At 45.2% G+C, this 24,603-nt stretch carries 18 protein-coding genes; 5 read left to right on the top strand and 13 right to left on the bottom strand.

The window, feature by feature from the left end; all coding sequences use genetic code 11:
- Both AAA946_RS22330 and AAA946_RS22335 read right to left on the bottom strand, forming a co-directional pair.
- Window positions 1–2,193, bottom strand: coding sequence for a TonB-dependent receptor (locus AAA946_RS22330; protein WP_338166943.1), 2,193 nt, complete (start codon window positions 2,191–2,193; stop codon window positions 1–3).
- Window positions 2,190–3,278 (bottom strand): hypothetical protein, encoded by a 1,089-nt coding sequence (locus tag AAA946_RS22335; RefSeq protein ID WP_338166944.1) that lies wholly within the window; start codon window positions 3,276–3,278, stop codon window positions 2,190–2,192. The genes AAA946_RS22330 and AAA946_RS22335 overlap by 4 nt, the downstream gene beginning before the upstream one ends.
- Before the next feature lie 294 nt (window positions 3,279–3,572).
- Between AAA946_RS22335 and AAA946_RS22340 the strand changes: the two genes are divergently transcribed.
- Window positions 3,573–5,360: an IucA/IucC family protein gene (locus tag AAA946_RS22340; protein WP_338166945.1), complete on the top strand. Its 1,788-nt coding sequence runs from the start codon at window positions 3,573–3,575 to the stop codon at window positions 5,358–5,360.
- 57 nt (window positions 5,361–5,417) lie between these two features.
- On the opposite strand, the gene AAA946_RS22345 is transcribed toward AAA946_RS22340, so the two are convergent.
- The 6 genes from AAA946_RS22345 to kduD form a co-directional block, all read right to left on the bottom strand.
- Window positions 5,418–5,792: a hypothetical protein gene (locus tag AAA946_RS22345; protein WP_338166946.1), complete on the bottom strand. Its 375-nt coding sequence runs from the start codon at window positions 5,790–5,792 to the stop codon at window positions 5,418–5,420.
- A 1,490-nt stretch (window positions 5,793–7,282) separates the two neighbouring features.
- Complete coding sequence (locus tag AAA946_RS22350; protein WP_338166947.1) at window positions 7,283–8,305, bottom strand: peptidoglycan-binding protein LysM; 1,023 nt, start codon at window positions 8,303–8,305, stop codon at window positions 7,283–7,285.
- Window positions 8,306–8,606: 301 nt separating this feature from the next.
- Window positions 8,607–9,242 carry an RpiB/LacA/LacB family sugar-phosphate isomerase gene (locus tag AAA946_RS22355; protein ID WP_338166948.1) on the bottom strand — a complete coding sequence of 212 codons (636 nt, stop codon included), beginning with the start codon at window positions 9,240–9,242 and terminating at the stop codon, window positions 8,607–8,609.
- Window positions 9,243–9,281: 39 nt separating this feature from the next.
- Window positions 9,282–9,602, bottom strand: coding sequence for a cupin domain-containing protein (locus AAA946_RS22360; RefSeq protein WP_338166949.1), 321 nt, complete (start codon window positions 9,600–9,602; stop codon window positions 9,282–9,284).
- A gap of 10 nt (window positions 9,603–9,612) precedes the next feature.
- Window positions 9,613–10,137 carry a YgjV family protein gene (locus tag AAA946_RS22365; RefSeq protein ID WP_338166950.1) on the bottom strand — a complete coding sequence of 175 codons (525 nt, stop codon included), beginning with the start codon at window positions 10,135–10,137 and terminating at the stop codon, window positions 9,613–9,615.
- Between the two features lie 15 nt (window positions 10,138–10,152).
- Entirely contained in the window at window positions 10,153–10,914 is a 762-nt protein-coding gene (gene kduD, locus AAA946_RS22370; RefSeq protein WP_112459912.1) for a 2-dehydro-3-deoxy-D-gluconate 5-dehydrogenase KduD, read from the bottom strand.
- Between the two features lie 258 nt (window positions 10,915–11,172).
- Here kduD and kdgR point away from each other — a divergent pair, with 258 nt between their 5' ends.
- The 3 genes from kdgR to AAA946_RS22385 all read left to right on the top strand — a co-directional run bounded on the left by kdgR (window position 11,173) and on the right by AAA946_RS22385 (window position 14,701).
- Complete coding sequence (gene kdgR / locus AAA946_RS22375) at window positions 11,173–11,955, top strand: DNA-binding transcriptional regulator KdgR (RefSeq protein ID WP_338166951.1); 783 nt, start codon at window positions 11,173–11,175, stop codon at window positions 11,953–11,955.
- Window positions 11,956–12,042: 87 nt separating this feature from the next.
- Window positions 12,043–13,911: a DUF294 nucleotidyltransferase-like domain-containing protein gene (locus AAA946_RS22380; protein ID WP_338166952.1), complete on the top strand. Its 1,869-nt coding sequence runs from the start codon at window positions 12,043–12,045 to the stop codon at window positions 13,909–13,911.
- 1 nt (window position 13,912) lies between these two features.
- On the top strand, window positions 13,913–14,701 hold the full coding sequence (locus AAA946_RS22385; RefSeq protein WP_338166953.1) for a 3'-5' exonuclease: 789 nt from the start codon (window positions 13,913–13,915) through the stop codon (window positions 14,699–14,701).
- Here AAA946_RS22385 and AAA946_RS22390 read toward each other — a convergent pair.
- From AAA946_RS22390 to AAA946_RS22410, 5 genes are all read right to left on the bottom strand, one after another.
- Window positions 14,663–16,240: a methyl-accepting chemotaxis protein gene (locus AAA946_RS22390; protein WP_338166954.1), complete on the bottom strand. Its 1,578-nt coding sequence runs from the start codon at window positions 16,238–16,240 to the stop codon at window positions 14,663–14,665. The genes AAA946_RS22385 and AAA946_RS22390 overlap by 39 nt on opposite strands.
- Before the next feature lie 73 nt (window positions 16,241–16,313).
- On the bottom strand, window positions 16,314–16,988 hold the full coding sequence (locus tag AAA946_RS22395; RefSeq protein WP_338166955.1) for an oligogalacturonate-specific porin KdgM family protein: 675 nt from the start codon (window positions 16,986–16,988) through the stop codon (window positions 16,314–16,316).
- Window positions 16,989–17,001: 13 nt separating this feature from the next.
- A complete protein-coding gene (locus AAA946_RS22400; protein ID WP_338166956.1) occupies window positions 17,002–18,183 on the bottom strand; it encodes an alginate lyase family protein in 1,182 nt (393 codons plus the stop codon).
- A 205-nt stretch (window positions 18,184–18,388) separates the two neighbouring features.
- Entirely contained in the window at window positions 18,389–20,389 is a 2,001-nt protein-coding gene (locus AAA946_RS22405) for a hypothetical protein (RefSeq protein ID WP_338166957.1), read from the bottom strand.
- A 100-nt stretch (window positions 20,390–20,489) separates the two neighbouring features.
- A complete protein-coding gene (locus tag AAA946_RS22410) occupies window positions 20,490–22,256 on the bottom strand; it encodes a sodium:solute symporter family protein (protein WP_338166958.1) in 1,767 nt (588 codons plus the stop codon).
- A gap of 506 nt (window positions 22,257–22,762) precedes the next feature.
- On the opposite strand from AAA946_RS22410, the gene AAA946_RS22415 reads away from it, so the two are divergent.
- Entirely contained in the window at window positions 22,763–24,529 is a 1,767-nt protein-coding gene (locus AAA946_RS22415) for a sodium:solute symporter family protein (protein WP_338166959.1), read from the top strand.
- Window positions 24,530–24,603: the final 74 nt, after the last annotated feature.

The raw sequence follows: 24,603 nt of genomic DNA on the forward strand, positions 1-24,603 counted from the left end.
TTAAAACTCCGCACTGTAGCTAAGCGCAAATGTGCGACCTTGACCGTTGTAACGAAATAGATCTGGGGCAGAAATCGTTCCGTATAGAACCTGAGCTCGCTGACTCCAAATCGTTTCGTAAACCGTGTTAAATAGGTTCTCGATACCAAAATTAATTTGACCTACAGGGAGCGCGTAGTAACCGGTTAAGCCCGCCAAATGGTATCCGTCTAGCTTGTTATTGTCTGCGTCCTCGTAGTCTGCCAAGGATTGCAAGAACAGCTCCGCACCATAATTTAGGTTGTCGTAACCCACTCTCGTCACCGCACTAGACGGGCTAGCAAACTGCACTGACATGTCTTGCCAAGAGCCTTGGTTTTTCTCTTCACTGCGGATCCATTGCCCTTGAATACCAGCATAGATGTTTTGTGTGAAGTAGTAATCAAACTGACCTTCGATACCATAAATACGACTCTCTTCATTGCCGACATCTAAGGTCATGTCACTAGTATTGATCTTCTGAGTCTTATCCGATAGTGAATAGTAACCCGCTACCTGTGCTTGATAACTCTCCCCCGCGGCACGCCAGCCCAACTCAAACGAATTGGTCTTTACACCGGGTAACGGAGTGTTGTTAATATTGACACTATTAACCAAGGTCGCTCTACCAGGGTTAGAGGTATAGTCGTACGTCCCTTTACCATAAACTTTTGCTGGATCTGGCACATTGAAGCCTTGGCTAAAGTTCGCCCATAGCTGCTGGCTATCTGACACGTCATAAACACCACCGACATTGAGTAGCCAAACATCCGTTGATGAACTGCCGCCAGGTATTGCATCCGCACCAGAGATAAGGCCCTGAGCCACATACTCTTGTTGCGACAAGCCAACAAAGTCACTGACGTCATATCGCGTTTGTTGATAGCGAACCCCACCGGTTAACAGCCAATCAGGGGCTACACGCCAATTAGCTTGGGCGAACAGTGCCGCGTTTTGAGTATCGATATCTGGATAACGCTGATGTTCGCGCAGTTTCTCAAACGTCATTGCTCCCGATGCCATCGCGGTCGCAAGATCAAACACACGCTGTTTTGCACTAAATGTCTCTGATGCGTACTCGCCACCATAGTTTAGTGACATGTTTTGCCACTCTTTTTGTAGCATCAACTTGCCACCAAAAATGCTGGTGTCTTGCTGAGAAGCGCCATACATAGGTGTTCGAGTATCTGGGAATGGAAAAAAACCTAGCTCTTCGCTGCGATAGTAGAGCTGCGCCAAAAGCGCATGAGACAGCACCTCATCATGCTTATACTGTGCATTGACAAAAGTACGTTTTGTCGACGGCTGTTCATCAAGCTTCAGGCCTTTTCGAATTTCAATGAACTCAGGGAAGCCCATAATGCCCGCCAAATTAGGGCCCAAATACGCGCCATACTCAGTATCTTGCTGACTGTCGTAGTATTGCGCTGTCAGGGATAGTGACTGTTGCTCATCAAAGTGAAACTCTAGATTGCCCATAACATCAACGGCATCGTTGAACTGCATGTCTGTTTGCGTTATGTCGGGCATAATCATGTTGCCATCGCCATCAAACGCAGCACCTTTGCCTTCATAAGCGACCGAAAGACGACCTGCTACCATGTCATTACCGCCAGAAATGGCGACTGCCGCCTGTTTGGTTAGATCTTCACTACTGTTGAAGCCAGAGACACCGCCAATACGAGCCTCAACGCCTAACTCTCCAGACTCGCCTTTTTTGGTAATGATATTGATGATACCGCCCGATGCTCCCGCGCCAAATAATGCGGTCGCACCAGATAACACCTCAACACGCTCGATGTTAAATGGGTTAATACTGTCGAATTGGCGGCTGATCTCACGCGTTGAGTTCAGCGATACACCATCAATCATCACGAGTGCTGAGCGCCCACGTAGGTTCTGTGAGTAGTTAGTTCGACTTCCACTGCCAAAGTCAAAACCTGGAATCAGCCTTCCGAGGGCTCCTTTTAAGTCAGCGCCCGCATTGATCTGCTTTTCGAGTTCTTTTTGATCGATTACCCACATGGTTGTTGCAGAATCCGCGATCGTGCTTTGGATTTTTGAGCCCGTTACAATCACCGTTTCTAGGTCTGATTTTGGTGAAGCATAAGCGGCACTGTGAACCAAGATGGCCAATGTGGTGAGGGGAAGACCCTTTCTCACTAAAGTGTTCATGTTGTTCCTTTACTTTCTGATATAGAGGTGGTTAAAAGCGAGCGAGATGTCGATACTACGACCCACATCAGACTCAAAATAACGAGGGCGAACAGGCTCGATGCATAGAGAGCATTGATGCCAACGCTCAGGCACAGTGCAGCGCTGGCAGTGCCTACTAGATGTCCCAATGAATGACTTTGAGCCAGCAATCCACTGGTCACAGACACCTTGCGCTTCGGCTCTCCACGCCGAAACGCAACTTGGCTGTACCAAGGGGGTAAACCCGCTATCGATAGCGCGAGAGCTAAGCCTGCGAGGATTAAGTTCATTAAATTAGGATCTGGAACCAGCGCTAAAAAACCGAAAACCACTAAACCGAAGGCAATGATGAAAAGGCGAGTCTTGAGCCACCTCGCCAGACGGGGCATAACCCAAACTTGCAGAATAAACAGCAGCATCGACAACCCAAGCATCAAAAAAGCGAGCATCTCACTCGCCTGCTCGGCGTCACCTACTTGTGATGTCATCTCGGGAGCGAGTGCGAGCTGAAAACTCGCCACCAAGGCGGTGGTTGAGAGCGCTATGAGAAACGGCGCGATCAAAGAGGGCGGAGACAATAAGAATAACGACAGAGCTTTGATGTTAGGTGCAGTAGATAGCTCTGCTTCTTGACCAGTAAAAGAGATAGATGGGCGCTTAAAAAAGCTCCAAAACATCGGCAGAAAAGGTATCACCAATACCCAAAACCAATCCACTGGCAATAAAACCAATCCCGGTCCTGCCAATCGTCCGAGTGTCAAAGCTCCACTTATTTTGGATAGCTTCTTGTACTGTCTTTGCTCACATGACGTTTGTGCATACATGCTCCCTTGAGCAATCGGCATGAACGCACTTGAAAAGAACCCCATAAATAAACGAGTCACACCAATCAGCACGAGAGACTCAATACTAACCTGGACGCTATTGGTTGCACCTAAAAGCAAAACCACAAACAAAGCATTCGATAGAAAGTAGCCTAATATCGTTATTGTTGCGCTAGACAAGTAACCAAGACGAATAATTTTTCCTGGCCAAAATGCCGAGCCAATAAAGAAACTCAGCATATTTAAATTCAGGAAAGCTATTATCAAAGACCATGAATTTCTAGAGTCTTCAATACTGATTACTGCCACTAACACTGGCAATAAACTCAATAACAATGTTTGATTTAGCCCTACTGCAAGCAAGGCACCGCGCATCCACATAGCAACAACTACACAACAAATTTTGTGAAAATGATAATAATTATCGTTATGATTGTTGATCTCATATCATTTTGTCAATAGATTATTTACATAATCGAATCACATCCATATCTACCTATTTATCAATTAGATAATGACAAAGAGGGGCCAATCATGACAAAGAAGTACTGGTATCAGGCAAATCAAAAGCTCATCGCCAAAGCACTTAGCGAGCTTGATTTTGAAGAGATGTTTGAGTTCGACCGTGAGGTCGCCATGAGTAAAGACATTGCGCGGATAACACTTGTTTTAAATAAGGTCACCTGGCAGTTTGATGCAAGAAAAAGTATTTGGGGAATGTATAACCCTATTATTAATTCGATAAATAATGAAAACTCAAATAACCCAACAATTAGTGAGTTTTTAATTGATCTTCAAGCGACGATAAAAATAAACGACATCGACCTTTCTGGTCTCATAGAAGAAATGAATCAAACCCTATTCAGTGAAGTGGAACGCGTCAAAATACTTGAACATGTCACCGCATCGGATATCATCAATTGCGATGAAACCCAAAGACAACGTTATCTCGATGCACACCCAAAACTGATCGCCAATAAAGGTCGATTAGGCTGGGGAGAAGATGAGTTACAACGTTACTCACCAGAAACCGGTATCGGTTTTCAACTGCGTTATGTGGCTGTGCACCATTCACTTTGCCACAGCGGGTTTCGTGACGATCTAGCAGCTGACGATTTGATCAAAGCCACCATGTCACCGAGTGATTATGACAGTTTGCATGTACAGCTACCAAAAGGTCACGAAGCGGATTACCTGATGATTGCTATACACCCTTGGCAATATCAACGCTTTATCCGCATTCAATTCCAAGACTACTTTGAGGACGGGCGGTTTATCGACCTAGGCTACTCACAAGCACTATGGCAACCCCAACAGTCCATACGCACGCTCAGCGCCCTATCCCCAGCAACCAAATTCGATGTTAAAACAGCGGTGACCATTCTCAATACCTCTTGCTATCGCGGTATTCCAGGTAAATATATTCAGCAAGGTGCTGCCATATCGACTTGGCTAGCAGATATTGCTAGCAGCGACCCACTGCTCAACTCCCGGGGGCTTAAGGTGCAGCAAGAACTCGGGGGAATTTTTGTTTCTCACCCGTATCAATCTCAAATCGAAGGCGCCTATCGATATAATGAAATGCTCGGCTGCATTTGGCGAGAGCGCGCGGAGTCAGTTATCAATTCAGCGCAAAGACCGATGTCGATGGCAACATTAATGCAGGATGATGGCAAAGGAAACGCCTGTATCTTAGCGTTGATTGACGCCTCTGGCCTTTCACAGGAACAGTGGCTAACTCAACTGTTTCGCCATGTCGTCATCCCACTCTATCACTTGATGTGCCAATATGGTGTTGGACTCGTCGCTCACGGGCAAAATGTGACACTGACTCTTGAAAACAATCAACCGGTAGGCTGTATCATCAAAGACTTTCATGGCGACTTAAGGTTGGTGGACGAAGAACTCCCTGAACTGGACTCACTCGATGATGACATCAAACAGAACCTAACACGCCTACCAGCCAAGTATCTAGTTCATGACCTTCTGACTGGTCATTTCGTCACTGTGCTTCGATTTATTTCCCCGTGGCTTGATACAGAATGGCTAGAACAGAATGGACTAAAGCATCAAGGGATCAGCGAGACTAAATTCTACGGCCTACTCGCTAACGAGATTCAACGCTACCAAGCAGAGCACTCTCATTTAGCACCTCGATTTGAAGCCTTCAACCTGCTTAGCGAGCACATCGATAAGGTTTGCCTTAACCGAGTGAAGTTTAAAATTGGATATGGGGAAAGTAATCAAAGGCCACTGCCGGAGCTTGGGGAGCCGATAACGAATCCTTTAGTGCTCAGGTTAAGAGCACAAGACAACGAGTAATTAGATGCGCGGTGATCTAGTGACAAGAGAGTCACTAGATCTTTGAAACTGCTCAGATCAAGCCATCGATACCCAGATTGCGCAGCAAATCATGATCAATATCATCAAGCTCCACAACACGTAGATATAAACCACACTTAAGTTAATAAAAATTCGTGGGCAAACCGTTCGTATTTGTGTCAGTTTTCGCTTTGTAGCCCATTTTGGAAAAGTGACAGCAGTCAGCAGCGCAACACCATGTATTAACGCTACAAAATGGAATCCTCTTACAACTGAAAGTTCAACAGGAGTATAGTGTTTAGAGTTGAAAGCAAATTCAACGACACTTTTTGGAGTAAAGTAGGTCATTAGTCCACCAACCAAAATGAACCACACAAATAGGATGCCACTAAAAACAAAAAACAGAAGAAAGGCCCAATCAATTACTTGCATACTTTAAAACCCTTAGCTCGTCTACTACTGAGATATCAGAGTAACGACGCTTGTAAACATCAACACCAATATAGCCTATTCGACTACTAACCATTGCTGCTCCAGCAGCTAAATCAGACTCAACGCGGTCACACAGCAAATCACCGTCAAAATAGTGAGAGTCCAAAGTACGTATATGTATGTTACCGAAAGCTTTATGAAGATAGGTGAACATACTGAACGTATTTCCGTCAATTTTCGTTTTGTCGCCCACTTAGGAAAAGTAACAGCGGTTAGCAGGGCAACCCCATGTATCAAGGCTACGAAATGAAACCCTCGGACTAGTGCTAGCTCGCCATTAGTGAAATGTTCGGGAGAGAAAGCATAATGAATGACACGTTTTGGTGTGAAAAATGTTAAGACTCCTCCTATCAATATAAACCACACACATAGTAATCCCCCAAAAACAAAAAACAGAATAAATGCCCACTTTATAACTTGCATACTTTTCACCCTAAGGCTAGCTAACTTGAACCCACTCAATTTCGGTATCGTTATCTATTGCAAATGGTACTTTTTGCACTCTTGGAAGTAACAATGCGTAGCTATGACCAAATAACCAATGACTAAAGAGACGACAAGTAGGGTTTTAATTGCACTAAACATAATCAGCTAAAAGTCTTCATAATTACCAAACAAACAACAACCGAAACTGTCAAAATCCACAGGACGTATATATATGTGACGGAAAGCTTTATGAAGATTGGAGAACATACGGCGCGTATTTCCGTCAATCGCCGCTTTTTAGCCCATTTGGGAAAGGCGACTGCAGTGAGCAAAGCTACGCCGTGTATTAGCGCTACAAAGTGAAACCCTCTCACTAGCGCAAGCTCTCCTCTTGTGTAATGCTTTGGGGAGAACGCGTATTGAATAACTCTCTTTGGAGTAAAAAAAGTTAAAACTCCGCCAACCAATATAAACCATACAAATAGCAAACCACCAAAAGCAAACCACCAAAAGCAAACCACCAAAAGCAAAGAACAATATGAATGCCCACTCTACAATCTGCATGTTTTATTCACCCCGAGAGTACTGATAATAAAAATTACCCTTAGAAACAATTAACTACGTCGCTGTGAGGAATAATTGATCAATCACAATAACCAAAACGAAACACAACATGGTTGTTATAGTTGATGTCCATAAAATGCCAATATAGCAATAGCAAATCCTGACAAATCCAGGAGGACAGACAGATCTTATTCCTGTTAGCCCTCTGCGTTTCGCTATCTTAGGCATTACGATCACTGTCATCAATGCGATACCATGTATTAAGGCAAAAAAATGAAAGCCCGACGCGACTGCCAGCTCTACCTCGGTATAATGATCTGTGGTAAATGCGTACTCTTTTATACTTTTGGGAGTAACAAAACATAATATTGCTCCGACAACCACAAACCAAAAGGCCATGAATATACCCACTACAAAAAAAGTGATAGTAAGAGTCTGAGCTACTGAGAACATACTTTATCTACACCGGTTTTCGAAACAAGATTGAAATAGGGAATATTCTCCTTGTATATATAGACTCCCATTTTACCACCTACATAACCTATACCTGCAGAGACAGCTGCTATGCTTAGTGCAACAAACCAACCAATCGAAGCGACACCAACAACGAGTGATATTGCAGTACCAGCTGCTATTCCAACAACAGCGCTCGCTACCGTCTCAGCGAAAATTTCGTTTTTCTCCGCTATAGAACTCGATTGTGAGATCTGTTGACAGGAAACGCCTATACCAACAGCTGTAAGAAGCGTACCGCCTCGTGCTGCTCCAGATGATAGTGCTGCAAGTCTCTGGGTATTCTTGCGTAATGCGACTGTGCTAGAGACTCCACCAGCTCTTGATATCCGCATAGCTTCCCGCGCCTTTTTGCCTTTAAACAGTACTTTTTCAATGGGCCCAAAGTTTCGCGCAACGGCTTTCAAAATCTTGCTGCGACGATAATCATATTGACCTTTTGTCAACACACCTAATTTGTACTGTTGGTAGACTTTCTCGATCTCCGCGAGTTTAGCTATATTTCCTTTCCCTTTGCCTCCCAACAATATCCCCATAGACGCAAACGTCACCCCAGCGCCCGTACTCGCTGGTCCCCAGGCATCCTCTAACCACGACAGAGCCCAAAACAAATCTTGCTGCTGCTGAGGCATCTGCTTCATGGTTCGCTCAAACTGCGCTTTATCTTCCTTTGAAATGGCCGGGTTTGGCGCGAATTGACTCGCGACGGGAGAGGTGGAGGCGGGCTTGCTATTCAGAGGGCGGAGTGAAATCGCTTGGCCAATACGAACTTTATCAGGGTGTTGGATTTCTGGGTTGTCAGTGAGGATTTGATCAAGCGCCTGACGATAGCCATCACTGCCATAACGATGATGGTAGATTTTGAGAATGACCTTGCTTAATGTGTCCCCGGGGCGGATGTTGTAAAAATATCGATAGCGATTAACGCTGTTAAAATACTCACTATTCATGCTGAACATACCATTTCAAAAAGTAAACTTGATAGGCAACTTTAAGAGTACGGATTTGTGGTTCAATATCAGATTTTAGTTTTGAGAGTGAGCATGAATTACCGATGAAATGATGAGAAATTGACAATAAAATCAGTTCATTATTGTCGATAAAAAAAGCCAGTGATAACACTGGCTGGAGAAATCCCGATATGGACATCAAAACAAAAAATTAAAAGCCACTACGTGGTGCAACGTTTGATTAAAGTAACCCCAGAGACAAGGATTCGAGGGGGCTGAGGTTACTTGGAGTCAAATCAAACTAGTCAATCAAAGTACGAACGTATTCCGCAATCTCAGTGACTTGGCAGTTAGCAAAGAAGCACTCTTGGAACTGAGTGCTACCAACAGCTTGCTTAACGAGATCTTGATCAATCGCTTTTAGTGACGCCAGAACGTCTTTGCAAACAGCTGCCTTAACATCATTCAGGATCGCTGCATTTTGCTGCTGAGGTACAACTCGCTCAACTGGGTAACCTTCGCCGCGAGCGCCAGTAAACGCTTTTTCGAAGATGTAACGAACGTTCAGCTCACCAGCCCAGCCAAAGCCTTTCGCAAATGCCAATGAAATCGCATTACCATTGTTAATCTGGTTAAAAAGGAATGCATCAGATGGCTCTAGGCAGTAACCGCATACCACACCAGGGTGAAGGTTGCTTGCCATCAACGCGCCTTGACCTGTGCCACAGCCAGTCACGACAAAGTCCACCGCTTTTGAATTCAAAAGAATACTCGCCATGATACCAAGGTGAATATAAGTCAGGTGATGGTCATTTTCATCTGTCATGCCAACGTTGTATACGTCGTGACCTAGGCCACTTGCTACCGAGTTCAGTTCCGCTGCAACCATAGCATTCTTAGGTGCTTGGCTGTTTTCCATCATTAGTGCAATTTTCATAGTCATTCTCCGACGAAAAGGCTCGTCAATAATTTAATCTTAAACAAAATCTTTGCGCATTGGTGTGAACGTATCGATAAGCGTACCGGCCTCGACACACACACAACCGTGTTCAATATCTGGCTGCTTATACATGGTGTCACCGGCCTTAACGATGTGCTTTTCATCGCCAATCGTGAACTCAAAAGCGCCAGACAGTACGTAAGTAAGCTGCTCATGAGGATGGGAGTGCATCGCGCCAACCGCACCTTTCTCAAAATGGACTTCAACCGACATCATATTGTCGTTGTGTGCAAGTACCTTGCGGCTTACACCGTCACCTAAATCTTCTAACTGTATATCTTTGTTAAATACAAACATGTGTAAAAACCTATTGTGTTTGTGATTCGCTAACCACTACATCACTTGATTTACGTAAACGATAAATGGTCACTAGGTTCGTCACTATAATCGTCGCTTCCAGTAACGTGCCGCCAATTGAGCCAACCAGTATATTGTTGATAAGCCAGCATGTGGCGCCCAGCAAAAAGCCAATACGCATTGCCACACCGCTGAGAACAAACATAGAGAATGTTCCTATCACAGTGCCAAATATTGACCAAAGTTGCCCAATGCCATCAGCAATCCAGAACCCAAAACCACCAGCAACAACTATGAAAATTACCGACACAAGTTTGGAGCGAGTATGAATTGACGCCAACGTTCTGACAGCCGACAGTCCAGCTGCGGCAGCTGAGACGGTTGAACCTAGTAATAAAAAATGGAGAAGATGATTGATATTAAAGGCCAACATCGAAATTTTGAGCTGCCTGTCATCTTTTTGGTAAAAGGTGGAGATTCCTAACCCAAAACTCAAAAAACCCAATGCCTGGCCGACAGAAAATAGTTCAATCATCTTCTCTCAATCCCGTTAGCGAGATAGCCAACCACCATCAACGGCAATGGTATAACCATTAATGTAGTCTGAAGCTTTTGATGCTAAGAACACACATGGTCCAGCGAGATCTTCCGGCGTGCCCCAACGGTCTGCTGGAATACGCTCTAAAATTTCAGCATTACGCTGCTCATCAGCGCGAAGCGCTGCTGTGTTGTTCGTCGCCATGTAACCCGGAGCAATCGCATTCACATTAATGCCTTCTTTTGCCCATTCGTTGGCCATCAGACGCGTCACACCCATCACACCACTTTTCGAAGCTGTGTAAGACGGCACTCGAATACCACCTTGGAATGACAGCATTGAAGCCACGTTGATAATTTTGCCGCCTTCACCTTGGGCGATGAACTGCTTAGCCACCGCTTGTGACATAAAGAACACCGACTTGATGTTGATATTCATCACGTCATCCCAATCTTGCTCCGAGAAGTCGATGGCGTCATTACGACGAATGATGCCGGCATTGTTTACCAAGATGTCAATGCGACCTAACTCAGTAACAGCTCGATCAACGATGCCTGGAATGTCGTCTAGCTTCATTAAGTTAGCGCGAATATCAATAAACTTACGACCCGTCTCCGCCATCATCGCTATCGTCTCTGACGGTTCAACAATGTTGACACCAACGATGTCACAACCTGCTTTAGCAAGTCCAAGAGCCATTCCTTGACCAAGGCCAGTATCACAACCAGTTACTACTGCTACTTTGCCCTCAAGGCTAAACGAATCAAGAATCATAGTCTGTTCCTTTGTAGTGAATGTGCGGTGAACGATTAAAGGGGGTGTTCACTCTGTTGAAATCTACATTACACAAAAAATGACACGCCTTAAAGTTATTTTTGAAATTGCGTTTTAATTTTTTGGTTTCGTTCTCTTGAATGTGATAAATGTCTCACAACTTGGTTTTAAATAAATGAAATGGCTTTTCGAAACTACTGACTCACTCAAACATGTCAGGTATAATCTGTAGCTATTGAAAATGACACAGAGCGTGAAATGGAAAAATCAACTCAACCAGAAGCCGTATCGTCAGTACTAAAAGTATTTAACATTCTCTCAGCGCTGGCTGATCAAAAAGAGATCGGTGTATCAGAGCTCTCTCAACGTTTGATGATGTCAAAAGCGACAACCTATCGCTTTTTGCAAACAATGAAGACACTCGGGTTTGTTGAGCAGGAAGGGGAAGCCGATAAATACGCACTGACACTAAAGTTGTTTGAGCTAGGTTCAAAGGCGCTAGAGCATGTCGACCTTATTGACCTTGCCAACACTGAGATGGCGAAAATCTCTAAGATAATCAATGAGACGGTTCACCTAGGATCCATTGACGAAGATTCGATCATCTACCTGCACAAAATTGACTCTAGTTACCATCTACGTATGCACTCTCGCATCGGTCGCCGTAATCCGCTTTACAGCACCGCGATTGGCAAAGTACTCATGTCTCATATGGATGAGCAGGAAGTGCGAAATCTATTGGCTGACGTTGAGTTTAAGAAACACACGCAACATACGCATGAAAACGTAGACCAGCTGCTTGAAGAGTTAAATCTTGTTCGTGAGCAACACTTTGGCGAAGACAATGAAGAGCAAGAGCCAGGACTCCGCTGTATAGCGGTTCCAGTTTACGACCGATTTGGCGCTACTATTGCGGCTATCTCAGTCTCATTCCCTACGATTCGATTCGAGGAAAGCCGTAAACAAGAGTATATCGCTCTCCTCCATACAGCGGGACGTACCGTTTCCGAGCATTTGGGCTACCATAAGTACCCAATTTGACATTGATAAAAGAAAAAAGCAGCACACGTGCTGCTTTTTTTGCCACCAAATTACTTATTGAAACGCCATTTCATTTAAGGGATTAGTATGGGAACCTCAGCTTCAAACAATATTCTTGATTTCTTGATTCATCTCGATCCTTTCGATCTTCTTCCAAAACCCGTCGTTGAATCGCTGGCCAGCGCGGTGACCGTCAAATACCTCGCCAAAGGGGAAAGCATTGAATTTCATTCCATGTGCGAGAAGCGTTACCTCTATGTGATTCGAAAGGGTGCTATTGAGCAGCGAACCCAGATCAATAAGTTACGAGCTCGGCTTGGAGAGGAAGATCAATTTGGATTTACTTTCCTAGAGCCGCTTAAAGAAGCCGAAGATGGCTACCGAGCTGAAGCGATTGAAGACTCGCTGCTTTACCTCATACCGCACGCTAACATCCAAGAAACGTGCGAACAGCATCCCGAGATAAAAGACTTCTTTGCGGCTACGGCCAAAACACGTTTACACTCTGCGATACGCTCGATCGTCAATAAAGAAGACAAAAGCCTGTTTTTTCGGACTGTTGGTGAAGTCGCTAGCGAAAATATCACCGTCTCTGACTATGACGACTCAATCATCGAGGTCGCCAAAGCCATGTGTGGCAAACGCCGCAGTTCATGTGCCGTGGTACTAAAAGGGAGCGAAATCGTTGGATTAGTCACGGACCGAGATATGACACAACATGTTGTTGCCAAAGGTGTGGATACCCATCAACCGATACATGAAGTCATGACTCGCAATCCAATCTTGATAAACAGCGAAGACAAAGTAATTCAAGCGATTTCGCTTATGCTGCAATACAATATTCGCTGCCTGCCCGTCATTGCCAATCACGAAGTAAAGGGCTTGTTGACCACCACTCACTTAGTTCACAACCATCGAACTCAGTCGCTATTTCTGATTGAAAAGATCAAATACGCGAACTCGATAAGCGCCCTTGCGAATCTTCGAGATGAAAAGGAAACCATTTTCCAAGCCTTAGTCGAAAGTGGCGTGAGTGCCGAGATTCATGGCCAGGTCATGTCGATGATCATGGATGCATTCAATAGGCGAATCATCCAACTAACCGAAGAAGTGCTCGGGCCACCGCCTTGTGATTATGCATGGATGGTGGCGGGATCTCATGCTAGAAACGAAGTGCATATGCTGTCAGATCAAGACAATGCTTTGGTTCTTGCAGAAGATGCAACCGAGAATGACCGATTCTACTTCGCCTACTTTGCCATGCGCGTGTGTAACGGACTCGCGGCCGTTGGCTACCCTTTATGCAGCGGTAAATACATGGCTGCTACAGCCAAGTGGAATCAGAATGTAAGTCGCTGGAAAGACTACTACACGAAATGGGTAGCCAGTCCTGAGTACAACAAACTGCTCAGTATCAGTGTCTTCATGGAGATACGCTGTGTCTACGGGAATGCAGAACTTGTCGATACGCTTCAAAACCACCTACACCAGACCATTCATGCAAACCCTCGCTTTATCCCAGCGCTGACACGTGACGCCATCGAAACCTCACCACCACTTGGCATTTTCAACAGTCTGGTTCTTGAGAAAAGCGGAGACAACACTAAGTCACTCAACATCAAAAAGTTTGCCTTGAACCTGATTATCGACCTCGCTCGCATTTATAGCCTAGCCGCTGGAGGCTCTTTGACAGGAACAGAAGAGCGTTTTCGGTATGCAGTGGAGCAAGGTACATTGTCTCAAGACAGTTGCGATAACATCATTGGCGCTTACCGCTTTCTGATGCAGGTTCGGTTTAGACACCAACTCAACGCCCAAGTGCGTGGCGATACCCCAGATAACAACATCCGCCCTGATGAGTTCAGCAGCTTTGAACGCAAGCACCTAAAAGATGCGTTCAAGATCATTAGTGAGCTGCAGGATGTCGCTAAACTCAAATTTTTAAGCGGGTTCTAATATGTTGGCCAAAACCCTACAAAAGCTCTTCTCGAAAGGCGATAACATCGAAGCTCTGCACCAATCCATGCAAGCCAAACACTGGCCTTCTCATGCACTTGAGCATTACTTTGCCCACCCTCTCCCCAATGCACAGCGCCCTGTGTCTGAGCAACAATTTGTTGCCCTAGATTTTGAAACAACGGGGCTAGAACCAGACTCTGATAGGATCCTGTCTATTGGAACGGTGGAGTTAAACTACGAAGAGATTGATTTAACCAGTGTCAGTGAAGTGATTTTGCGACAAGATGTGACTATTCGCCCGGAAAGCGCCGTCGTTCATGAAATTATGCCAACGCAAGTTCGAGAACAAGGCGTAGAAGCTGAGCTTGCGCTCGATCGATTGATCGAACATCTTCGAGGTAAAACCATCATTGCCCACAGCGCAGGTATTGAGTATGGCTTTTTGTCGTCATACCTCAAAAGGCGCTACCAAATTGAAAGGCTACCTTGTTACATGGTGGACACCTTATTGCTTGAGAAACGATTTAGCTACTTAGGGAAAAATCGAGGACATTCCAGCTTTCAGCTCGATGACCTGCGGCAACATTATAATTTACCTGATTATTACGCTCACTCAGCGGCCAGTGATGCACTAGGATGTGCGGAGCTATTTTTAGCGCAAGTCAAAAGGCTAAAGCTATGTCATCGTCCGCTCAGTGAGGTAATTTATCGACCTAAAAATGCAGCGTCGCTGTTTTTTAACGTGCCGCTATACGCTCTTCTCAAATCCATGACTGTTAGATTGTAGGTCGTCGGATAGCCGCTTGAGTTCGACGGAGCTCAATGAAAACTGCTCAATTCGATTCAAGTTTGCTTCTTGAACGTTGAGCAGTTGCTCAATGAATAGATAAACCTGCTCAGAAATCGCCAACTCATTTTTTGTCGACTGTTTTAAATCAGCGACAATACTCTGAACATCACTCGCACCTTGCTTCACTTGACTGAAAATCACACCAACCTGTTCAGATTTGGCCTCGCTTTGCGAGATTTTTTCAAGTAGCCCTCTCAAGTCATTGGAAACATGTTCCGACTCCGACAAAATATGCTCACTCATTTTAGAGATTTCCACCGTTGCATCCGACGTCCTAGCCGCTAGACTTCGAACCTCATCAGCGACCACAGCAAAACCACGCCCTTGATCGCCCGCTCTCGCTGCTTCAATGGCTGCATTGAGAGCTAACAGGTTGGTCTGTTCAGCGATACCTTGAATCACCTCTACAACCCCTGTTATCTGCTCGTATTTTGCTGCTAACAGACCAAAACTGTGCAGTGAACCATCTAGACTAGCACGGATGTCCTCCACCGAGCCTTCCATAGATTGAATTGCCTCTACTCCCTCCTCAGACAATGATTGAGACTGCAAACTATTCGATTGTGCCTTATCAATACCTATATTGATTTCCTCGATACTGAGTTCAAGAGCCTTCATAGAGTTGAGAGTGTCATCTGAAATCGAGCGGATTTGACCCAAACTCTCCGTTGTTGCCGCGACATTACGATCTAAACTATCGGTAGACTGATTGATCATCACCGCAACCGAACTGATTTTATCGACAAACCGCTTCAATGAAGCCTGCATCTGGCGAACCGACTCTAGAATGCTGCCTCGTGGAACTGACCGAGCAAAAGATTGAGCTAAGTGCCCATCTGCTATCCGCTTCGTTAACGAAACTACGGTACTCGGCTCACCACCTACAGAACGATAAATACTGCGCGCAATGAGACCGATTATCAACAATATCACCATTAAGATACCGCCGCTGTAGATCAAAAGACGCGTTACAAGCTGCTGATAACTTTCGTCAACATCGTCCATATATATCCCAAGCCCCATCACCCACTTCAGCTCTGGGATCATCGTAATCGCACTCACCTTGGTCACTTTTTCCGACGAGTTTGGCTTGCTCACCTCGCCGACAACATAATTGAACTCCTTATCCTTCAGCAGGTTTACATGCCGAGCATAAGAGCTTTGGAAGGTTCCCAATTTTTCGTCACGCACATGCACGCGAGCCATAGCATTATGGTCATTCGCCCAAATGTAAGCGTTACCCAAGCGATAGGTAGACAGCACCGCAATAACGCGTTGCTCAGCCTCTTCTGGAGAGCGGCTTTGCAAAATGGCATCCGATGCTTGCTTCTTCGCAAACGAGAGTAGCGAGGCCACCTCATGCTTTTTGGTTTCGACTAAAGATTCTTTTATTGAATCCAAGCTGACAAACACAATCAACGCGATACCCAACATCGCTGTAATCAGCAGCAGTGCGCCCTTTTTTATCAATGTCATAATCCCTCACTATAAAAAATGGCCACACTAACAATCTAGTGTGGCCATGCGGACCATCAGTTACAGTAGATCTCTAGAAGCTATAAGTAACGCCGATACGGCTTCGTAGCTGACGATCGCTTGAAGCGCTCGATACCGACACATTGGCGAACTCAACATATGGGCGCCAACTCCAGTCTTCGCCTTTATAGCCAAGTTTGAACAATGCGTCCCAGTTGGTGTCACCGTTGTCGAATAGCACTTGGTCATCCAAGCCTTTCTCATAGTTCGCTTCTAGGCCAAACTGAAACCCATTGTATTTGTAATCAAGGTTCGCCGTGACTTTGCTCTTCTGTTCAGAAGAACGATCATCAGAGAAGTTACGGAACTCATGACGGTAGCGAAGCTTAGTTACAACCCCGGAATCAAAAGAGTACTGAGCGCGAAGCTGAGGTTTATAGGTCACGTGACCAGGGAAGAACGTAATTGGCATACCCGGTATAAGCATCCAATTGTCATCAATTTTGTATTTGTAGCCGAAGTCGAATTCGTTGCCTTTCGATTGCCATTCTGAAAATGGTTTCCCCTTCTGCATCGCTTCAACGCCAAAATACATATTCCCAACGCCAGCCCCAAGCTTCACGCGACTAGCATATGTTTCACTTTCATGTTTATATTCTTGACGAAAATCGAGAGATGCCGCAGAAATAGAGGCACTAGCAACCAATGCCACAACCGCAGTTGTAGCTATTTTATAAACCTTAGACACAGTTTAATTCCTTTTATTTGAATAATAGATTTGCAACTTTTTTGCTATTTACTTTTTCTTTACTCAGCTCAGAAATAGCGTCGATAAATACCGGCTCACCATATGCTTTCTGCGCATAAAGTAAATTCACATAGGCTTTTGAACCATCAAAGCCTTTTAACTCTTTGTATTGCCACTTATCCGGTTGATTAGCATGTTTAGCGATATATTGATAACCTTTTGCTAAAGAGTGCTTATCAACTTCATAATTCCAAACGTCGATGCCAAGCTTGTCTCCAAAATGACCAAGATGACTGTAGGCTTCTAGGTTGAAGTTTGAATAATGCCACGGGCGAGTCCGTTCTAGCTCTCCATGTTGACGACCATGCATATCAAATTGACTGCCGATTCGGCGCATTTGGGTGATTCTCAAGCGCTGTTTCGCAATATCTTCTTGCCCTACAAAAATGGCAAAAGCAGCCACTTGTGCGTCATACCACGTACCATGATTGTTGTGCCAATTGTCCTCTTCGAAACCATGATTACTGGTTAGAAGCCATTGGTTAAAGTCACTAAACCAGGTAACCATGGCCTGATAGTCTTTCGGATCCAGTTGCTCTTGTAAGATGTTGATACTATCCAGCACAGGGATAAGTAAGCGACTATCAATAATGCCAATACCACGCCCATCAACAATTCCAGGGATAGCTTGAGCATGGTTGAGGTTAGGGTTCATTCGTGTTTTTGGATCAACAAACCATGCTATAAGCTGCGCTTTCGCTTTGTCTGCATATGCTTGATTATCCGTGAAGTAATAAGCGAGACTCAGGTCTGTCACATCTTTGGCAAAGCGGATAAAACGCTGCTTATCCGTTGCTGCGCTTTTAGTGGCCATATTATATTCACCATCACGGCGCACATAAGGTAAGCCATCTTCAGTATCTGGGTTCGGCCACCAATATGGGCCAAAGCTAAAGTAATCGTGTTTGTCACCACTGGCTGGTAATAGAGTTTTGTTCGTCACCGGATCGATTTCGGCATTGAGCGCCTGCTCTGCTTTTTCAACTAATGTATCTATAGAGCCTTGTTTCATCGTTAGATGTTGCTTGTTATATTCAAGCGCAGCTGAATCATATGAAATAAAGTCGAAATCACCCGCTACTGCTCCCCAGGACAGGGCGAGTGAAATAGCAATCACACTTTTATTTATCATCATAAACCTCCTTATCAAAACTGAAATAATGATAAATGAAACATCGGTTTAAAAAGTAGATCATGATCATTTTATTAAATTAGATATATATTAATAGTGATAATTGTGACTTCGGTCAAATTTATTAATCCATGACTAATTCCTGTCACTATAAATATAAAAAGGGCTCATTATGATCCCTTTTTATATTACTTTATGTAAATTAGTTCTAATAAGATCTAAATTTTACGTACTGGCAATTGTTGCTTGAACTAAATTTCACTACTTTGCCAGTGAGAGTGTTTCCGCTGATATAGTTTGATGTCACGCTCATTGAACCGCTACCATCAACACTGGATAACGTTCCCCTAAAATCACAGTGACTATTTGCATCACTATCCCATACTTGTACGTTTTTCCCTGCGAGATCTCTATCAATCGCTAAACAGGCTGCTTGGGATAGATCCAACTCCATTTTCTGCCCCCAGCTGTATTGGGTTACGGCATCACACCCTTCAGATACGGGAGGATCAACGGGATCAACCGGCTCTTCTGGATCAAACCCCTCCGGAGGCCAAGAACCTCCCGCAACACTAACACCAGAGGTTGGTATCTGTTGATGCACGCCTTCTGCCAATGTTTGATTCCAAGTCGCTATCGGCTCTCCATTAATATTGAGATGTTGGTAATTGCTGCCATCCCAGTTGAGCGCATACTCCACATCCGGCTCATCAAACAGTCCCCAGCGAGTGATACTGTCTCCCGAACTCTTTGCCTTCTTCAGCGTATTGTTAACTAGAACATTGTTGGGTCCTGTTGGTCCTGACCACTTACTTGCATGGTCGCCTGACCCAACCCAAATAGGTTGCCACGTTGCCCCCGACTCTGGCGCCCCGTTCGACCAACTACGATGCTCATACGGCACTGCAATGTCATTCGAACGCACTAGATTGTTGCGCTCCCAACCCCCATGAAAGTTCATATCAACATTGAGTGTATTATGCTCAACGACATTTCCAGTCGCAGACCACTGGAGGGCTAGGTGTCGAATGTTGCGTATATCGTTATTGTGAATCCAGCTGTTGTACAACTTGGAGCCACGAACGTAGCCATTGCCACCAGCACCTTTATTCCACGAACCGTCAATCATGTTATTAGAGATAGTGACCGCTTTCGCAAACTCACTAACAATAGGGTGTGAACCAATCATGTCGATGCGAACATTATCAACCCAGCCATTGTATGCCCACTTGAGAATGATGCCGTGAATTGCATCTTGTGCACATACATTCTCATACCGATATAAGACCCCATTGGGGTTACTCGCCGAAAACTGGTTGCGGTTGTAGCCTTCACAATGACTGCCTTTTGTATCCATGGTCAGGAAGAAGTCCTGGAGGCCAAAGTTTTCTACCGCACTGACAGGCATAACACGGCTGTTATAACCACTTTCATTGTTTAGCGGGATATCGAACTCTAGAGCGCCATCAAGTGTGACGGTATTATTGCCAGTATTCACTGCCGCCACTTTAAAAATCTGTGTACGCATATGACCCGTTTTCAAGTGACTACCACTTCTTCTCGATTCTGGCACTTGTCCCTTGTCCAAAAACGCTTTGTCACTTGCTGCGCCTACGTAGATGAGGTCGCCTTGACTAAACTCGCGAGCTTTCCCGGACTCTAAGAAAATAGTGGTGTCACCCATTTTGGCTGGTTGTGAAAACTCAATACTGTGTTTCCAGTGAAAGTTGACGCTCCCTTCGTAAGCAGGTTCTTTAACATGCTTCTCTCGAGTTTCGACACGAAATACGCCAAAACCAGGCCAGTATTTCTTATCAAAGTCAGGCGCGTTACTGGCATCCACACCATAAGGTGACCAAGATCTGACGACAATTTGCGTACCCGTGGCAGGATCGCTCCCTGCCCCTTTGATAACCAACCCTGACTTATCGATATGGATTTCATCGCTCAGGTTGATTATGCCCTCTGGCAATACAATCACCGTGTTTTGACTTGTGGAAGCAGCCACATCATTGTCAATTATGGCTTGCAGTGCTGCAGAGTCATCGATGCCATCATCTGCGATAACGCCATGATCAGCCGCGTAAATAGTGTTTTGAAATGTCGTAGGTAACGTTGCGCCTTGTTTATAACCTGGAGCAGAAAGACCAGAAGCGCTATATAGTGTTAGAGGTATCAGTATGGCGAGTGTGTTCACGTTCATTTTCACGATTGGATCTCCCTTCCGTGTTTTAGATTTTTTCTTTTGGTTAATGGTTAAAAAAGGAGCTACTGTGAACTGCGTAGCTCCTCAATGGGGGTTAATCAGATTATGTAGCGGTACTAGCTGTTAGCTTATCCGCTTGTTTTGCACTCTTAAGAAGCAAACTACCTACTGTAACAATCACCGCACCACAGAAGACAAAGGCCATGCGTCCCCAGAATGGGTTCGGGATGAGCACCATTAGCGTCACTAGCACACCGAACACAAGGATTAGTTTGCCTAGCATGTTGCGCTGTTGACGATCCAGCTCGTCTTGACCAGCTTCTTCTACAACTGGAGTAGCAACATCATTCCAGAACTCAGTTAGCTCAGACTCGCGCTCACCCACTGGCTCTTTGTAGAATCGAGTTGTTAGACAGAAGAAACCACCAGTGATGAATAGGTGACCCATGATGCCCAGTAGAACCTTAAGATCTTTCGCTTCACGACCAGTAAATGGCGTATCTAGGTTCAGCCAGTTAGCTACCACATCAGCAGTAATCACAAAGCTAACAAGGTAAGAAACGATGATACCGACGACCAGTGTTGCCCACGCTGCCCAATCTGGCGTCTTCTTGATGAAGATACCGAAGAACAGCGGTACTAGGATAGGCATTTGTAGCAATGTACTCACGTACATCATGGCATCAAATAGGCTCAATCCACGGAGTGAGTTGATGAACAGTGCGACGAGAATAATCAGACCACCAAAACACATAGTGACGATTTGGCTCACACGCATCAGTTTCTTGTCGTCAGCCTTTTTATCCAGGATTGGCGCGTAGAAGTTGCGAACAAAGATACCGGAGTTACGGTTAAGGCCAGAGTCCATAGAAGACATGGTCGCCGCAAATACCGCTGACATAAGTAGGCCCACCATACCAACAGGCATCGCATTCTCAACGAACACTAGGTAAACCGCATCCGCTGCTTTTTTACCCAGCTCTGCCGCATGAACCGTGGCTGCATCTGGGTACATCACCGCCGTTACCCAAGGTGGCAAGAACCAAATAGCCGGACCAATCAGCATAAGAACAAACGCCAGTAGTGCTGCTTTGCGCGCATTGGTCGAATCTTTAGCCGTAAGGAAGCGATAAGAGTCTTGCATGTTGTTGATGTTTTGGAGCTGCTTAACAAACATGAAGATGAACCATGCCACGAACAGCAGTGAATAGTTCATGTCTGAGCCCATGATTGAATCGGCAGGGAACTGCTCGATAAGGTTGGTTGGACCACCAATCTTAACTAAGGCTGCAACCGCACACACCACGGTTACTGCCATGATGACCACCATCTGAACAAAGTCAGATGCCACAACGCCCCAAGCGCCGCCAATTACGGAAATAAATAGAACAATCAAGCCAGTAACAACAATAGTTGTCTCGATATCTACTTTAAATACCGCACTTACAAACAGGGCTAGACCGTTTAACCAAATACCGGTGTAGACAATGCTGGTTGGCATCGTTGCCCATGTAAATACCTGCTCATTGGTGCCACCAAAACGACGACGAACGCCTTCAATCGGTGTTACAACACGCATTTGGCGGAAACGATATGAGAAGAACAACCAAGAAAGTAGGAAGCCAAATGCGTTGGCCATAAATACGACCATGATAGGGAAGCCATCGGTAAACGCTTTACCTGCAGCTCCAGTAAAGGTCCACGCACTAAACTGGGTCATAAAGGCTGTTGAGCCGACCATCCACCAGAGCATTTTACCGCCGCCTCTAAAGTAGTCACTGGTAGAACTACCCGCGAAGCGTTTAAAGATGACGCCTATCGCTATCATAAAGATAAAGTAAACGCCCACGACGAGCATATCGACATTCATTCTGAACTCCTTTCACATTTTCTCTCTAATCTAAAATCATTTTTTAAAACTCTGTTTCATTATTTGATAAATGACGTTTTTATAAAGGCCGTTTAGGTCATAATGTGACCTGTGTAACTAATTATTTCTGGAGATATGATTTTGTGTTAACGCGATCAAAAAATGCGCAACACGCATGAATGATGGTTGCTGATATTGTCATAGGTACTCCAAACAAACGGTCTAGGTGCCTTTTCAACATGGCCTGAAGGCGATAGCCCGCGGTTCTCCAAAGCTTGGGGCTAGGTGACTAGATCGACATGCAAGGCACCTTAACGAAGACGAGAAGCCAACAAAGCGCTGATGAAACCTCATGACAAAAAGCCAAGCACAATCTAAAAAAATGAAAAACCGTTTCATTCATCACAAAAATGCACAGTTTTTTAGCAATAGCAACACACTTAAAGCAATAATGAACCAGTGTTTTAATTTTTGATTTAAGCAATTTCATTTTAGAGGTAAGTGTAATGAATATTGACATTGTTGTTGTCGGTGTCTACTTCGTCTTCATGATCGCTGTAGGTGTCATATTCAAACGTCTAGCGGGTAGCTCGACCAGTGATTACTTTCGCGGGGGCGGCAAAATGCTGTGGTGGATGGTGGGTTCTACAGCCTTCATGACCCAGTTCAGTGCTTGGACATTCACTGGGGCAGCAGGTAAAGCCTTTACTGATGGCTTCCCTATCATGGTTATTTTCATGGCCAATGCATTTGGCTTTTTGCTGTCTTGGCTGTTTTTCTCCTACCGCTTCCGTCAAATGCGCGTTGTGACACCAGTAGAAGGGGTTCGTCGCCGCTTTGGTACCACAAACGAGCAGGTATTTACATGGGCAACCATGCCAACCAGCATCGTTTACACCGGTATTTGGCTTAACGGCCTGGCGCTATTTGTAAGTGCGGTCTTTAATATCGACATCGAAACGACCATCGTCATTACCGGCCTAATTGTTCTATTTATTTCCGTGATCGGTGGTTCTTGGGGTGTGGTGGCGTCTGACTTTGTGCAAATGGTCGTCATTATGGCGGTCACCGTTGTATGTGCCGTTGCTGCTCTCATCAAGATCGGCGGTCCAAGTAACTTAATCGAGCAGTTCCCAGCAGACTCTGTTATGGGGCCAAACATGAACTACCCGTTACTGTTCGTAGCCTGGTTCATCTTCATGTTTGTTAAGCAGCTTCAAAACATCAACAACATGCAAGACTCATACAGATTCTTGACGGCTAAAGATTCGACCAATGCGCGTAAAGCAGCGCTTCTAGCCTTCGTTCTTATGTTAATCGGTCCTGCGATTTGGTTCATGCCTCCATGGGTGACCGCAGTTCTTTATCCTGATGCAGCACTAGCCCACGCTGACGCGCTTGGCGGCAAAGCAGCGGATGCGGTATATCTGGTGTTCGTTGAGCGCGTCATGCCAGTGGGTATGGTTGGCTTACTTATGTCTGCGGTATTTGCGGCAACCATGTCTTCAATGGACTCAGGTCTTAACCGCAACGCTGGGGTATTTGTTCGCAACTTCTACAGCCCTATTATTAATAAGAATGCATCTGAGAAGAAACTGATGCGTGTCAGCCAAGGTGTCACTATGGTGTTTGGCGCGCTGATTATCGCAGTTGCTCTGTTCATCAACTCGCTTCGTGGATTGAGCCTATTTGATGCCATGATGTACGTAAGTACATTGCTACAAATGCCTATCCTAGTTCCTCTGTTCTTCGGCATGTTTATTAAGAAGACGCCAGATTGGGCCGCTTGGGCTACGCTAGCAGTCGGTATGGTGGTCTCTTACATGGTGAGTTTTGTCATCACACCAGATGTCATCGCAAATCTTCTAGGTATCGAGGGCGGCTTCACCAGTCGTGAGGCGTCAGACTTGACGGTCATGAATGGCATCATCGGTCACCTTGTGTTCACCGGCGGTTTCTTCTGCCTAACCACTAAGTTCTACAAAGAGCCACAAGGCGAGCGTAAAACCGAACTTAACGAGTTTTGGACGGATGTGGCAACGCCGGTTATCGAGGAAGAAGGACAAGATGCGGTCGACCGCCAGCAGCGCAGCATGCTTGGTAAGCTCATCTTAATCTTCGGTGTGTTGGTAACAGCTATGGTACTGATACCAAATCCATTCTGGGGTCGCATGGCATTCTTGTTCTGTGGCGGCGTGGTACTGACCGTAGGTGCTCTGCTGCTAAAAAGCGCCAAGGAAACCAATGTACTGAACCTGCAAACTCAAAGTTAACGGAGTGACAAGGGGCTGGCCACCAGCCCCTATTTTGCGTTTAGCAAACCGTTAATCACCAATGTCATTAGTGC

The organism is Vibrio sp. 10N (assembly GCF_036245475.1).
GTDB lineage: Bacteria > Pseudomonadota > Gammaproteobacteria > Enterobacterales > Vibrionaceae > Vibrio.

Excerpts from the sequence above, each read along its gene's own strand:
- AAA946_RS22330 (WP_338166943.1), bottom strand. The coding sequence starts at position 2,193 with ATGAACACTTTAGTGAGAAAGGGTCTTCCCCTCACCACATTGGCCATC.
- AAA946_RS22335 (WP_338166944.1), bottom strand. The coding sequence starts at position 3,278 with ATGCTGAGTTTCTTTATTGGCTCGGCATTTTGGCCAGGAAAAATTATT.
- AAA946_RS22340 (WP_338166945.1), top strand. The coding sequence starts at position 3,573 with ATGACAAAGAAGTACTGGTATCAGGCAAATCAAAAGCTCATCGCCAAA.
- AAA946_RS22345 (WP_338166946.1), bottom strand. The coding sequence starts at position 5,792 with ATGCAAGTAATTGATTGGGCCTTTCTTCTGTTTTTTGTTTTTAGTGGC.
- AAA946_RS22350 (WP_338166947.1), bottom strand. The coding sequence starts at position 8,305 with ATGAATAGTGAGTATTTTAACAGCGTTAATCGCTATCGATATTTTTAC.
- AAA946_RS22355 (WP_338166948.1), bottom strand. The coding sequence starts at position 9,242 with ATGAAAATTGCACTAATGATGGAAAACAGCCAAGCACCTAAGAATGCT.
- AAA946_RS22360 (WP_338166949.1), bottom strand. The coding sequence starts at position 9,602 with ATGTTTGTATTTAACAAAGATATACAGTTAGAAGATTTAGGTGACGGT.
- AAA946_RS22365 (WP_338166950.1), bottom strand. The coding sequence starts at position 10,137 with ATGATTGAACTATTTTCTGTCGGCCAGGCATTGGGTTTTTTGAGTTTT.
- kduD (WP_112459912.1), bottom strand. The coding sequence starts at position 10,914 with ATGATTCTTGATTCGTTTAGCCTTGAGGGCAAAGTAGCAGTAGTAACT.
- kdgR (WP_338166951.1), top strand. The coding sequence starts at position 11,173 with ATGGAAAAATCAACTCAACCAGAAGCCGTATCGTCAGTACTAAAAGTA.
- AAA946_RS22380 (WP_338166952.1), top strand. The coding sequence starts at position 12,043 with ATGGGAACCTCAGCTTCAAACAATATTCTTGATTTCTTGATTCATCTC.
- AAA946_RS22385 (WP_338166953.1), top strand. The coding sequence starts at position 13,913 with ATGTTGGCCAAAACCCTACAAAAGCTCTTCTCGAAAGGCGATAACATC.
- AAA946_RS22390 (WP_338166954.1), bottom strand. The coding sequence starts at position 16,240 with ATGACATTGATAAAAAAGGGCGCACTGCTGCTGATTACAGCGATGTTG.
- AAA946_RS22400 (WP_338166956.1), bottom strand. The coding sequence starts at position 18,183 with ATGATGATAAATAAAAGTGTGATTGCTATTTCACTCGCCCTGTCCTGG.
- AAA946_RS22410 (WP_338166958.1), bottom strand. The coding sequence starts at position 22,256 with ATGAATGTCGATATGCTCGTCGTGGGCGTTTACTTTATCTTTATGATA.
- AAA946_RS22415 (WP_338166959.1), top strand. The coding sequence starts at position 22,763 with ATGAATATTGACATTGTTGTTGTCGGTGTCTACTTCGTCTTCATGATC.